The organism is Aeromonas sp. QDB68 (genome assembly GCF_027707405.1).
In the GTDB taxonomy this organism is placed as follows: Bacteria; Pseudomonadota; Gammaproteobacteria; order Enterobacterales; family Aeromonadaceae; genus Aeromonas; species Aeromonas caviae.
Genome location: NZ_JAPCIQ010000094.1, coordinates 1 through 13,821, shown reverse-complemented (window position 1 = coordinate 13,821; position 13,821 = coordinate 1). Strand labels below are relative to the sequence as shown.

11 protein-coding genes are annotated in these 13,821 nt (G+C 54.7%); 9 read left to right on the top strand and 2 right to left on the bottom strand.

The annotated features are described in order from the left end of the window. Positions 1–382: 382 nt before the first annotated feature. The 6 genes from PG892_RS22685 to PG892_RS18815 all read left to right on the top strand — a co-directional run bounded on the left by PG892_RS22685 (position 383) and on the right by PG892_RS18815 (position 8,954). Positions 383–727, top strand: coding sequence for a helix-turn-helix transcriptional regulator (locus PG892_RS22685; protein ID WP_223915250.1), 345 nt, complete (start codon positions 383–385; stop codon positions 725–727). Beyond that, a complete protein-coding gene (locus tag PG892_RS18835; protein WP_223915294.1) occupies positions 651–932 on the top strand; it encodes a hypothetical protein in 282 nt (93 codons plus the stop codon). Before PG892_RS22685 ends, PG892_RS18835 begins: the two co-directional genes overlap by 77 nt. Before the next feature lie 102 nt (positions 933–1,034). After that, complete coding sequence (locus tag PG892_RS18830) at positions 1,035–2,942, top strand: DUF4209 domain-containing protein (protein ID WP_104452071.1); 1,908 nt, start codon at positions 1,035–1,037, stop codon at positions 2,940–2,942. Between the two features lie 162 nt (positions 2,943–3,104). Next, positions 3,105–5,369: a tellurite resistance TerB family protein gene (locus PG892_RS18825; protein ID WP_158656237.1), complete on the top strand. Its 2,265-nt coding sequence runs from the start codon at positions 3,105–3,107 to the stop codon at positions 5,367–5,369. Positions 5,370–5,373: 4 nt separating this feature from the next. Further along, the gene (locus tag PG892_RS18820) at positions 5,374–6,690 is read left to right on the top strand and encodes an ATP-binding protein (protein WP_104452073.1); all 1,317 of its coding nucleotides are present in this window, start codon (positions 5,374–5,376) and stop codon (positions 6,688–6,690) included. Then, positions 6,687–8,954, top strand: a complete 2,268-nt coding sequence (locus PG892_RS18815; RefSeq protein WP_199770517.1) for a DEAD/DEAH box helicase — start codon at positions 6,687–6,689, stop codon at positions 8,952–8,954. Before PG892_RS18820 ends, PG892_RS18815 begins: the two co-directional genes overlap by 4 nt. Positions 8,955–9,336: 382 nt before the next feature. Here the strand turns inward: PG892_RS18815 and sgrR are convergent, their stop codons facing one another. Next, positions 9,337–11,040, bottom strand: coding sequence for an HTH-type transcriptional regulator SgrR (gene sgrR, locus PG892_RS18810; RefSeq protein WP_104452074.1), 1,704 nt, complete (start codon positions 11,038–11,040; stop codon positions 9,337–9,339). A gap of 103 nt (positions 11,041–11,143) precedes the next feature. On the opposite strand from sgrR, the gene PG892_RS18805 reads away from it, so the two are divergent. The 3 genes from PG892_RS18805 to PG892_RS18795 all read left to right on the top strand — a co-directional run bounded on the left by PG892_RS18805 (position 11,144) and on the right by PG892_RS18795 (position 13,430). Beyond that, on the top strand, positions 11,144–11,302 hold the full coding sequence (locus tag PG892_RS18805; protein ID WP_158656238.1) for a hypothetical protein: 159 nt from the start codon (positions 11,144–11,146) through the stop codon (positions 11,300–11,302). A 98-nt stretch (positions 11,303–11,400) separates the two neighbouring features. Further along, entirely contained in the window at positions 11,401–12,318 is a 918-nt protein-coding gene (locus PG892_RS18800) for an IS5 family transposase (RefSeq protein ID WP_104451977.1), read from the top strand. A 440-nt stretch (positions 12,319–12,758) separates the two neighbouring features. Further along, positions 12,759–13,430, top strand: a complete 672-nt coding sequence (locus PG892_RS18795; protein WP_101618269.1) for an HAD-IA family hydrolase — start codon at positions 12,759–12,761, stop codon at positions 13,428–13,430. Positions 13,431–13,442: 12 nt separating this feature from the next. Here the strand turns inward: PG892_RS18795 and PG892_RS18790 are convergent. Beyond that, positions 13,443–13,821: hypothetical protein (locus PG892_RS18790; RefSeq protein WP_270825690.1), on the bottom strand; the 379-nt coding region annotated here is incomplete at its 5' end.

Sequence of the window (13,821 nt, the reverse complement as noted above, 5' to 3'; positions counted from 1 at the left end):
GGGCATGCAGTCGTGGCAAGCCCTCCGATGCCATATCGGCTCTTGAAGCTGGCTGAGGGTCATGGGTAATCAGGTAGTTGGATGACGTCAATCTAAACCTATAGAAAGAGCTCACAACAAGATGATCTATGTCTACATTTGAGACCTGAATATCTTGATGTTGTACAAATTTCGGCACACCATGTCATCAATTTGATTATATTTATGGTGCCGTATGAGATACACAGCTAAACCTTCTTCTCTCTTGGTCGGAGCGCATGGTTAGCTCGCCCTCTCAGCGTGTCGAGGATTTGAGCCTTGCCCTGTGCTTGCTATCTGCTCTGGGCTTCGGCGATTGGGTGAACGGCGTTGCGAATCGCCCACCGCGCTAAGCAACCCCAAGATGAATGTGCTTGCCCCGATCTGCCGTGCAATCCACGCCAAAAAACCAGTTGCCATTCGCTACCACTCGATGAGCGGGGGTGAGTCCGAACGGATCATCGTGCCCTTCGTCCTGGTAGACACCGGCTTACGGTGGCATATCCGAGCCTTTGATCGGAAGAGCAGCGAGTTCCGCGACTTCGTAGTCACACGCATAGAAGCGCCAACCTTGCTCGGCGAAAGAACCCAAGGCCAACGAGAGCCAGGTCAACGACATTCAGTGGACGCGTATGGTCGAGCTGGAACTCGTTCCCCATCCACGTCTGGCTCGACCCGAGATCATCCGGATGGACTATGGGATGAATGATGGCTCAATCCGGATGCGCGTACGCGCGGCGGTGGCGGGCTATATGTTGCTGCGCTGGAGCGTGGACTGCTCGCCCGATCACAGCCTCAAAGAAGAACAGTTCCGCTTGTGGCTCAGCGAACCGCTGGCGCTGTACGGAGTAGAGAATGCGAAGCTCGCTCCGGGGTATCAAGCCCCATTAGCGAAGGTATCACCCAAAGGATAAGAACAAGATGGCACACAACGTCACCAGCAAGAACGGCAACGGTGGGAACCTCGGCTTCGAGGCTGAACTTTTCAATGTTGCGTCGATCAAAGGTGGCGACTAATGAACAACGAACGCTATCCGCTGGAATTGGCTATTTCAGTTCAGGACTTTACGGCGTCAGGCTGGAAGGATGCGATTGCCCAAGCTACCCGCGAAGGATATTCGTCGATGTGGCAGGCACTGTCGGCTGCTGCGCGCAGTACCATTGAGCAAGGGCGAATTGAACACGGCAAGGTCTTATGGCTGCTTGCAGATGCCTGTTCTATGATGCTTTCACCGTCGAGCCCGAATGAACCCTTTAAGCCTTTTGCTGTTTTCCATGACCGCCGGTCGGTCATCCCGGATGACATGCCTGATTCCGACATTCTGTTCTTTGCCGCGATCGTCGATCTGGTGAACGACGACTGGCTGAAGGCGCGACTCAGCGATTTGGTCTGGTTGAAGGGCAAGCCTCGTAACACTTCATTCGCTCTAAAGGCCATCGACGCCTACCGCTGCCTTCCACTAGACACAGATACCTGGATACATGGAGGGCGTGACTGTTGGCCACGTGCCATCAGTCTGGCGCGGATGCTCAAAAGTGGTGCTGGAGATAGGCTCCAGCAAATGGAGGCGTCAATTGTCACTGCTTTTAACGCAGCGACCCGGGACGACGGTTTCCTTGGGCTTTGGCTTGCCGACCTTCTGAAGTCGAATGGTTTGGGGCGGGCGAACCGAGCCGATGTGGCAAGGAAGCTAGAAGTTTTGGCCCGCGAATTTGATTGTGAAGGTGATCTGCATAGGGCGCGGGAGTATTTTTCTGTTGCTACCGAATGGCATAAGGCCATTCCTGACGAGGTCAAAGCGGCAGAAATGACGGTGGCGGTCGCCGAAGGTTGGGTAAAAGAAGCCGTTGCACGCTCCACATCGGAAAGCCTGAGTCACATGGTGGCCGCGAGCTTTTACGAGAATGCCATCCAGACGTACCGAACGGTTCCCAGAGCCGAGCGCTCTACGCATCAGGTTGATGAGCGAATTGCCGAGTTGCGAGCCCACTTGAACGATTCTGGAGAGAGAGCTCTGGGAGAGATGAGACTCATTCAAACGTCCGGTGTCGATATCACCCAGCTCGTCGAAAACGCGAGGAAGTCCGTCACCGGAAAATCTGCACAACATGCATTGCTCGCATTTGCGAATCTGCATCGTGGTGTCAACGCAGAAGAACTGCGCAATAGAGCGCAGGAAAGAATGCGTCAGTATCCCTTGCAATCACTGTTTTCTGCGACCGTGATGAGTCGTGATGGGCGGGTCATTGCCAAGCGCCCTGCGATGAGCCTTGGCGGAGAAGAACTGACGGCAGACGACGAAATTGCGATCCGCGCTGAGATGATCCGTGACTACGGCATCCTGGTTAGTATTGTGGTGCAAGGCGACATCTGGCCAGCCTTGGAAGTGCTTTTGCTTGAACATCGGTTGCGGGAGGCCGATTTCATCGAATTGGCCCGCCACTCACCCATCGTGCCCAAAGAGCGGGCTGGTCTTTTCGGTAAGGCACTGTTTGCCGGTTACGAGCGTGATTTCGTTACAGCGCTGCATTTGCTGATTCCGCAGATCGAGCACTTGGTGCGCGAGCATCTCAAGCAGGCAGGAGCCAAGACCACGAACCTCGACAAAGATGGTATCCAGAACGAAAACGGAATGAGCACATTGCTGGACTTGCCAGAGGCCAAACAGGTATTCGGCAAGGATCTCGCCTTTGAGCTCGAGTCGCTGTTCTGTAATGCCTTCGGCCCCAATTTGCGTAACGAGTTGGCCCATGGGCTGCTCGACGAGGATGGATGCAACTCACCCTTCGCTATTTATGCGTGGTGGCTGGCATTAAGGCTCACCTTCAATACATGGTGGAACTCAGCGAACCCTATCTCTAGGCTTCCGGAAGGCAACGATAAGCAAGCAGCAGCACCGGACGTGGAGTCCGTTGAAGAATAAGGAGTACTGTAATGGCTTTTCTGTCGGAGGACGCCGTGCACCCCCTGTTTCAACAGGCCGAGCCGAGGCGTTGTCACTTTCTATCCCATGATATTGAGCCTATCATTGGACAAAAAAATAAGAACATCAGGTACTTCCACAGCACAAGTAAAGGCGAATCAAATGGAATTGATCATCATCATCTTTGTTGTCTGGGGTTGTTACGCCTTGTTCAGTAGAGCCAACAAGAAGACGCCACCCAATAAACAGAGCCAGGAACCACGCAACGAAGAAGTGCTGAATAAAAGGGATGTGCAAGTGCGAAGCGAGCCTGATGACGATGAGTTGGCCACCTTCACTATATCTGTCTCAACGTCTTACGGCGGACAAGAAACCAAAAGCAACAACAAAACCAAAGGGTGCTGGATCACCCCTGGAGAGCTCATATCTGTGGCCGGGCATGAAATTTGCGGAGGTTTTTTTTACTTCGGCGGTCGTTTGCCGGATCTGGATGGATATGGTGTCGAAGCATCATTAGTCGATTCCAGTCTTCCGATCTACCGTGACACAGACATGCTATATCAAGATGAAACGCTGGGCTACTGGCCTTCGTTCAATCGCCTCTCTGAGTCTTCGCGGGGTGCGTATCTGACATGGTTAGCAAGCGAGCGCGAGAACCCCAATGTACCGTTAGGCTATGTATTTATCTATTTCTACGGACTAGAGCGGCGCATCCTCGTTGATTCCAAGGAAGGGGGGGTTACAGACGCAGAATTCAAATCGATATACCAGGAACTCCAGCGGCTGCGGTCAATTTATGGGTCGAACAGGTCCTTTGCCGGCTACTCGCTCCGTCTAATGGAGCTGATGGCTCTCATGCGGCCTGGCGTGGTTGCGTTTGAGGAACAGGACGAGCAGCATCATGACTCATTGCTGTTTCGCTACCAACTGGCTACTCGGGTATCCAAGGGCGAACCGATACCTGCTCATCTTGCACTGACATGGATCAAGAACAGTCAGGAGTACACGCTTCGGACACCCGCGCGCCGATGCGCTGAGCAGTTTGCCACCCTATTTAAGCTACAGTATGCCGATCAGTTTGGGGACGGCATGATTGTCAAATCGAACAAAACGCGATTGACTCTCCACTACTATCCCGCCAGCGCAAGCCTGCGCGGATTTTCGCTGGAGCAGCCAGGCCTGCCCGACCCCAGTGTTCTGAAAGCACCAGTCAAGAAAATGATCGCGATTGCAGATACGTCCACCGAATTGCTGTCTGCTTACAGTCGCTATCTCGGTAAGAAGGGAGCGTCAGCTGACGATATCGAAGCGATGCTTCTGCTGCCAGACGCCCTCCTTAGCGTCCAAACACATCCGGTCCTAAAACGGTTTAAGAGCTGGGTTGACGAACAACTCGCGGGGCCATCAAAAGGCTTGGTTCGCTTGGCTGACCTTTGGAGGCAGATAGGCTTAGAGCCGCCTGAACGTTTCAACAAAAAAGAAATGGAACTCATAACGACACTGGAAGCTAAAGCAGGCTTTGGTGTTGCCCCAGATCCTCGCTATCACCATGCAAAGCCCGCTGTTGATGGCGACATAGTGCTGTTTCCAGAGGGGCATGGGCCGAACTTTGAGCCATCCCAAGCCTTTAATGAGACGAGCATGACGCTCCGCCTTGGGGCAATGGTTGCGGCTGTCGACAGCCATGTAGATAGCGCTGAGCTAAACACGCTCCAAATTCTGATCGATCATGACACGCACTTGTCTCCAATCGAAAAACGCTCACTACACGCCTATCTGCACTGGCGCTTGAATACTCCAGCCAACATGACAGGCCTGAAGGAAAGAGTCGGCGCTCTTGGAGATGCTGAGAAAGATGTCGTGCGACACATTCTCGTGAGAGTTGCTTTTGCTGATGGCAAGGTGACTCCTGACGAGATCAAGCAGCTTGAGAAACTCTATACCGCTCTGGGCTTTGATAAAACGCAGGTTACGGCGGATGTACACAAGTTCACCTCCAGCAAGGGTGCACCTGCGTCTGCAACCCCCACCAGTAAGACGACAACACAGAAACCAGGCTTCGCTCTTAATGATGAGCTCTTGGCGCTTCATGCTTCTGAGACCGAGAGTGTGCAAAGCCTCCTAGGAACCATCTTTGTTGACGATACGCCTGAGGAGCAGCACGTCATCGCTGAGGGGGAGCCTATTGCAGCTGACACGGGCGGATTGGATCAAGCACACAATTCCTTGTTCGAGCAGCTGATCACTAAGGAGCGCTGGGATCGCAAGGATGTACTGGCTGCATGCGAGTCATTGAAGCTCATGCTAGATGGCTCAATTGAGACTATTAATGACTGGGCTTACGAGCAGGTCGACGCCCCAGTTATTGACGATGACGAAGACATCTATATCGACCTGGAAATTGCCAACGAACTAAAAGCAGGTTAGCGCCATGACAGTTAAACGCATTCGCATCAAAGAGCGAGACGCCATTATTCAATCGCTGAAATCTGGCGTTACCCCCAAGGTTGGCATTCAGCACATTCAGGTTGGGCGTTCAAACGAAATAAGAGCCCTGCTACAGGATATCGATCGTGTAGTAGAAGGGGGCTCGGCGTTTCGCCTGATAATTGGAGAGTACGGCTCGGGTAAGACCTTCTTCCTCAGCGTAGTGCGAGCTATCGCGCTGGAGAGAAAACTGGTGACCGTCAATGCCGACCTCTCCCCCGATCGTCGCATTCATGCGGTGGCCGGCCAGGCCCGTAATCTGTACTCTGAGCTGATGCGTAATCTGGCAACGCGTAACAAGCCGGACGGCAATGCGCTCACGAGCGTGGTAGAGAAGTTCATCACCCAGGCCCGCAAGGACGCCGACGCGCGTGAAGTCGGCGTGACAACGATTATTCACGACAAGCTGGCCGAGCTAACCGAGATGGTCGGAGGCTATGACTTTGCGAAGGTGATCGAAGCGTATTGGAATGGACACGAGCAAGGCAATGACGCACTGAAAAGTAACGCGATCCGTTGGTTGCGCGCTGAGTACAGCACCAAAACCGATGCCCGTCATGACCTAGGTGTGCGGACGATTATCTCGGATAGCTCGTTCTATGATGCTTTGAAGCTGATGAGCCTGTTTGTTCGTCAAGCTGGTTACAGCGGCTTGCTAGTCAACCTCGATGAGATGGTGAACCTATACAAGCTCAACAGCAGTCAGGCGCGCACCTCAAATTATGAGCAGATCCTGCGCATTCTGAACGACTGCCTGCAGGGCTCCGCCGAGCATTTAGGGTTCCTACTTGGTGGGACTCCTGAATTCTTGCTAGATCCGCGCAAGGGCCTGTATAGCTACGAAGCATTGCAATCCCGTTTGGCGGAAAACAGCTTTGCCCAGCGTACGGGCTTAGTGGATTACTCCTCGCCATCACTGCACCTGAATAACCTGACCCCCGAAGAGTTATACATATTGCTGAAGAACTTGCGGCATGTGTTTGCTAGCGGTGACCCTGAGGCTTACCTAGTGCCCGATGAGGCGCTACATGCATTCCTCCAGCATTGCAGCCTGACAATCGGCGACGCTTACTTCCGAACGCCTCGTAATACCATCAAGGCCTTTTTGGATATGCTGTCGCTGCTGGAGCAAAACCCTCAATTGGACTGGAATGGTTTGGTCGGTACCGTTGAGATCGAAAAGGACCTGCCGAGCGACTTTGAGGAAGCCGAAGAGGGTTCCGATGGGGCGGACGGTGATCTAGCTAATTTCACGCTATGAACGCGGTCTACCACCAGCTTCACCCCTTGGTTCAGAAGTGGATCTTTAAACAGGGGTGGTCGGATCTCCGCGAGATACAGAAACGGGCAATCCCGCCTATTCTTGCAGGTGATTGTGATGTGCTGATCAGTGCATCAACGGCAGCAGGTAAGACGGAGGCCTTCTTCCTGCCGGCCTGTTCAGCCATTGCCGATACCACAGGTGGTTTCGGCATCCTCTACATCAGCCCCCTCAAGGCGCTAATTAACGACCAGTATCGAAGACTCGAAGGCTTGTGCGAGATGCTGGATATGAAGCTCACACCTTGGCATGGGGATAGCGCTCAGTCGAAAAAAAAGGCCGCTCGCAAATCTCCGTCCGGCATATTGCTGATTACTCCTGAATCTCTGGAGTCGTTGCTGGTTAGAGAGCCTGGATGGGTCAAGCAGGCTTTCGGCTTGCTGCAGTACATAGTGATTGACGAGTTCCATGCGTTCATCGGTACCGAACGCGGCCAGCACCTGCTGTCACTGCTTAATCGCCTTGAGCACCTGATTGGCCGGCACGGCAATCCCATACCCCGAGCAGCATTAAGTGCTACCCTCGGCAACCTAGAAAGCGTACCCGCCTCACTGCGCCCAGATAAAGGGCTATCGTGTGCCACGATCTGCAGCACGCACTCCGAAGCTGAATTGAAAATGGTAGTTAAAGGTTACCGGGATCCTCTCATACTGGAGGCTCCGAAGCCGGGAGACGAGGTACCCTGCAGTGCCGAAGACGCGATCTGTGAGGAGCTGTATCGAGTTTGCCGTGGCGGGTCGCACTTGGTCTTTGCCAACAGTCGCAAACGCACCGAAAGCCTGGCAGCCAAACTAAGTGATCTTTGTGAGGCTCAGGCCGTGCCCAATGAGTTTTTCCCACACCACGGGTCTCTGTCCAAGGAAGCCAGAGAAACCCTCGAGGCGCGCCTACAAAAAGAGACGCTACCCACGACGGCGGTATGCACCATGACTCTGGAATTGGGGATCGATATAGGCAAGGTGAACTCTGTGGTTCAGGTCACAGCTCCGCATACGGTTTCAAGTCTGCGACAGCGTCTGGGGAGGTCAGGGCGTCGAGGAGGCCCTGCAATCCTACGCATGCTGATTGCGGAGGATGAGCTACATCCCAACTCCAGCCTTGTTGATAAGCTACGGATGGAGTTGCTGCAGTCCATAGCAATGATCCGATTGCTGGTTGCAGGAAAATGGTTTGAGCCAGCAGACACAGAGCAGTTTCATTTCTCAACCCTGTTGCATCAGGTGCTAGCGGTAACAGCTCAGTGGGGCGGCGTTCGTGCTAATCAGTTGTATCGAACGCTTTGCCAGACCGGCCCTTTTCAGCAAGTCACAGTTGATCACTTCAAACAGCTCCTGACCCAGATGGGCAAGGATGAACTCCTGACCCAGTTGTCCAGCGGCGAGTTGGTGTTAGGGCTTCAGGGGGAGCGGCTGGTGAGCCACTATACCTTTTACGCGGTATTCAAAACTCCCGAGGAATTTCGCGTTGTTGCCAGCGGTAAGACGCTGGGCACGCTGCCGATCGACACGATGATTCTGGTTGACCAACACATCGTCTTTGGCGGCAAGCGCTGGAAAGTTGTCGACATAGATACAGACAAGAAGGTGATTAACGTCGAACGAGCTAAAGGCGGCGAGCCACCCAAGTTTGGCGGTTCCGGGATGGGCATCCATGACGTGGTGCGCCAGGAGATGTTCAGTATCTACCGTGACGGCGATTATCGAATCGCCGCAGGGGGGAGCAAGATGGATTTCTTGGATGACATGGCTAGGGATCTGTTTGCCGAGGGACTGGGTTTATTCAATGACCTGAATATTGATAGCGAGCCAGTGGTTCAGCAAGGGCAGTATGTTTACGTGTTTCCATGGCTTGGCGACAAGGTGGTGAACACATTGGTGGCTCTGCTCACCCGGCAGGGCTATCAGGCCTGCGCCTTTGCTGGTGTCATTGAGATAGAAAAGGCCGATGCTAAGCAGGTGCGTAATGACTTACTGTCTTTGCTAGATGGCCAACTTCCCTCCGCGACCGAACTGGCTGCATTGGTGCCAGAAAAAGAGATCGAAAAGTATGATGAGTACCTTCCGGAAGCGCTTCTCGAGGAAGGCTACGGGCGGCGCGCCTTTGACGTCGATGCTGCCCTCTGTTGGGTCGGTAAGGTGTGCCGTGACTGGTGTGGCAATACCGGAGGTGCTGCGTGCAAGCCACGCCATGGGCCGAATGCATGACTGACGCAGAGCGGTTGGATGTGTTCCGGATTTCTGCTTAGCGCCAGCGTTGGCGAGGGTCGACTTGCAGTTCTTGGGTATTTCGCCCGGTATGAAACTGCGTTGGTTTCATAGCTGGATGTCGGTAGTGTAATGGGCATCGGATCACCGAGTGGCTGGACAGTTCCCGTCTTTGGGAAACAACCCCTTGAAGTGTTTATCTTCATCCAGCAATTGTCTGCTGTCTGCGCGGGAAAACTGCCCTTCCAGTACCTGCAGCAGCGAGGCCGGTGTCGCCAGCAAAGAGAAGGCGCAGCTTGACGGAGAGCCGCTCGAAGCCCTGTGAGCTATTCGAAAACCGGTGAACGGGCAAGATAAGGCCGGCCGTCGGCCATGACGTTTATTATTCTGGGTCTGGTGCCGGTGCCAGCCAAGCAGACTTGAAATCGAACCAACCAAGGGCGTTGAGTCTGACGCCCTGGGCCCCCAGCGGCCGTTGCAGGCGCAGCCAGTGGTGGAATAACGGCTGCAACCACCCCTGCCCGATGCGCCGGGCCAGCCAGGGCTCAAGCACCCGCTCTCCCTGCCGCCAGTGCGCTTGCACCCGCAACAGCTCGTCGGCATCGTCCGCCGCCATCACCCGGCGCAGCAGCGGCAACCCCAGCAGCCAGGTCATCAGGGTGAAGTCCGCCGGCTTGCCCAGGTTCATGGATCCCAGCCACAGATCCGCCTCCACCTCGCCCCGGCACCAGTCCGCGTAGGACACACAGCGGCACTCCAGCCGTATGCACTGCTCGGCCAGCAACTCGCCCATCACCCCGGCCAGCAGCGGGTATTCCGGTTGATCGGCGTAATAGCAGAGCACCAGGGTCGTTTCCGGCAGTGGTTCGCCGGGGCTGTCATCGAGATGATGCCAGCCGGTCAGCAGGCTGGCGGCCGGACTCCAGAACCGGCTGGCCGGGCTGTCCACCCTGGCCAGGATCTGAAACGGCGAGCAACACTGCTGCAGCCAACGCCGCCGCGCCGGGTTGCCCCAGTGGCGCGAGCGGGGATCACAGAGCAGAAAGTAGCCCCCCTGCTCCAGCTCCCGCTCCCGTTCCGAGGGCTCAGCATCGGGCCTCAGCCCCTGTGCCGGCTCCAGCTTGAGGCTGCAAATCTGGAGGGAGCCCTGCGCGGTGCCCGCACCCAGCTCCGGCAACTGCCAGATCTCCACCTCATCGAGCAGGGCGCGGTAGCCGAAGTAATCGTCGAAGGCGCTGAGCTTCAGGCAGAGGGCATCCTGCCGGCTGACGCGGTACGGGCCCGTGCCCAGCGGCAGGCTGGCAAACTCGGGGCGGATGGCCTCTTCAGCCGGCAGGATCAGGGCACTGTGATGGGCCAGCAGCCAAGGCAGCCGGCAGTCCGGCTCCGTCAGGTCGATGCGAATGGTCCGCTCGCCCTGTGCCGTCACTGCGGCCAGGTGGGCAAACAGCGGCTGCTGCCGCAGCGCCAGCAGGCTGGCCACCACATCGGCGGCGACCATCAACCGGCCATGGTGAAAGCGTACCGCCGGGCGCAGGTAAAAGGTCCAGTGGGCCTGATTGTCGCTGTGCCAGTGGTGCGCCAGATCCGGCTCCAGTTCCCCATTATCCTCATTTATGCGGGTCAAGCCGTTGAAGATCTGCCGCAGCAGGTGGATTTCGGTCCGGCGGTTGGCGTGCTGGGGATGCAGATCCACCAGTGGCCGGTAATAGGGCACCCGCAGCAGCTGGCGATCATTGTGGCTGTGCTGGCCCAGCTGGGAGCGGATGAGCGCGGCCAGCTGGCGCGGATCGGCGCCCAGGGCCTGGACGGCGGCGTCCAGCTCGCCTGCCTCCAGTAGGGTGCTGGCCCGGGCCTGATCCAGCTGGGCCTCGCTGACCAGCAGCTGTAGCCGGGAATGGCGACCACGTCCCGCCTCACCCTGCCAGGCGAGCCAGCCGGCCTGGCTCATCTGGTTAAGCAGGACGCGTACATGCCGCCGGGTGCAGAACAGGGTCTCGGCCAGGCTCTGCAGGGTGGTGTCCGCCGCCTGCAGGTCGAAGCGCCTGAGCAGACGCAGGTAGTGTTGTTCCAGACGCTGTTGCATAAGGGGAGATCTTCTGGTGGATTTTAAGCAATTTTTAATATCCCTAATATTGCCCACACTATCCAGGCAATCAAGTAAACAACCAGCACGCGGAGACACCACTATGATCCATATGACACTTTCCCATTTCTATTTCATGCTGTTGCAGCGCCTGCCGCGTGGCCGCTTCCTAGATCCACACCAAGCCGAGCGACAATTGCAGTGGCTAATGCAGTGGGATCTGGGCGAGATGAGCGCCGAGAAATACCGGCATCACTGGTGAGGAAAAACGGCAGGTGGGATGGGCGTTGTTTCCTAAATCCGGGAACTATCCGGCCACTCGGTGATCTGATCTCTTAGGTCAACTGCAGGGAGCGTCAGATGGGCAAGTCCAAGCACAAGATCAGTAACTGGAAACAGTACAACCAAGCCTTGGTGCAACGCGGTTCGCTAACCATCTGGATGACTGAGCAAGCCATCAAGCACTGGCATTGCCAGACCCATCATGGCCGCCGGGGACGTGGCTTTCACTACAGCGATAGCGCCATCGAGACCGCGCTGATGCTCAAGGGCGTGTTCAAGCTGCCACTGCGCGCCTTGGAGGGGTTCATTAACTCGCTGTTCAAACTGATGCAGGTTCCCTTGCAGTCGCCGGACTACAGTTGCATCAGCAAGCGCGCCAAGACGGTAGAGATCAAGTACCGCCTGCCCAGCCAAGGCCCGGTTGCTCACTTGGTGATTGATGCCACCGGCCTCAAGGTCTACGGCGAAGGCGAATGGAAAATTCACAAGCACGGCAAGGAGAAACGGCGCCTTTGGCGCAAACTCCATCTGGCCGTGGATGCTGCCAGCCATGCCATCGTCGCGGCCGAAGTCAGCCTCGACACGGTGGCCGATAACGAGGTGCTGCCGACATTGCTCAATCCCTTGCGGCGCAAGATCGAACAAATCAGTGCCGACGGCGCTTATGACACCAAAGAGTGTCACGCCCTGCTGAAGAAGAAGGGAGCCAAGGCCACCATCCCGCCGAGAAAGAACGCCGCGCTGTGGGAGGAAGGTCATCCCCGCAACGAAGCCGTCAAAGCGCTGAAAGCCGGTGAGCTGGAACAATGGAAAAAGGACTCCGGCTATCATCAGCGTTCGAAGGCCGAAACCGCCATGTATCGCTTCAAGCAGCTCATCGGACCGAAACTGAGCCTGCGGGATTACAACGCCCAAGTGGGGGAAATCCTGGCCGGAGTCAAAGTCATGAACAAGGTCATTGGCCTTGGTATGCCTGTTCGGCAGCCCATCAATTAAGCGAGGCGAACCGCCTGGGGACAGGCTGTCCCCCCTCTGATTTGATCAACATCGCCGGTGGGATGCGCTGCTTCAAGTCGAGATTTGAGTCAATTGTGTGCAGCCAAGAGCGACCTGTGTTCGACGAGGATGAAGTAGATATCGACCTAAATCCGTAGCTAGGCACTGACTGGATGCCGCACGTCCAGGAAAAAGTATCTGGCCACAAGGCAACACAAAAGGTTGTTGCGGTGTCGACTCCAGCAAATTTGGCCGTAATGGTTTCAATGTTGTTCTGCCAATAAACCGGTTAGATGTATTGATTACCGACTGCGGGATCAGTACCCATGACCGCTAGATACTGGAAAAAGCAGGAGTTGAAGTTATCATGGTATAGGCGAGTTTCATTGTCATATGCTGCTATGCGGTAGTTCAACTTAAATTTAAACTAAGGATATTCTGTGCAGAAGAGAATTTATTTTAAAGGCTGTTTGTTTGATTTAGATGGAACACTGGTTGATTCTACGTCAGCGGTTAATCGAGCGTGGACTATGCTTGCTAAGCGTAATCAGTTGAATGTTGAGTACGTTCTTAGTGTCATTCATGGTCGTCCTGCAAGTGAATCAATTAATGAGTTACTTAGCGGCAAAACGCAGGAGCATATCGATGCGGAGATTGTGTGGTTGCAGAATGAAGAAACCAAAGATACAGATGGTGTGGTGCCGATTGATGGGGCCATTGATTTATTGAACATGCTTGATGGGTTTGGAATACCTTGGGCCATAGTTACTTCAGGTACAATACCTGTAGCAGAAGCCCGCCTGAAAGCAAGTGGTATACGGCAACCTGATATATTTATCACTGCAGAAAGAATCACCTATGGAAAGCCTAATCCTGAGCCATATTTATTGGGGGCCAATGAGCTTGGTCTTGATATCAGAGACTGTATAGTGTTTGAAGATGCGCCGGCAGGTATTAAGGCAGGATTGGCTGCAAACAGTTGCGCAACCATTGGTATATTAAGTCACGCCATGCCTGAAGATCTTCTAAATGTAGAATGTATAAAAAATTACCGTCAGATCGATATCCATCAAGGTTCAGGTTGCAGCATATTGAAAATCAATGCTAAATAGGTGTTCCGAATACTAGATCACAGAAGGCGTGAACTCAGTCCGGGAGCTGGTTCTCTGACTTAGGAAACAACGCTTGGTTTTAGGAAAAAGAGCCGCGGATGCGCTGATTAATTTACCGAGAATATGCTCGGTAAAGACCTTCAACCAAGCCAGTGGTTCATCCGATGTCGCAATGACATCGTTCAAATCGCTTACAAGACGTAAAAAAATCCGGAACCCATCACAGGTTCCAGATTTTCTTACTGTTGGGGCTCGGCCAATGGATCCAGAGCTGATCAGCCTTGTCTCCAAGGCGGGCCCGTCTGCTAGGTTAAGGAAGGTGCGAACAAGTTCCTGATATGAGATCATCATGTTCATCCGGAGCGCATCCCAGAGGGACATCATGAGCCAT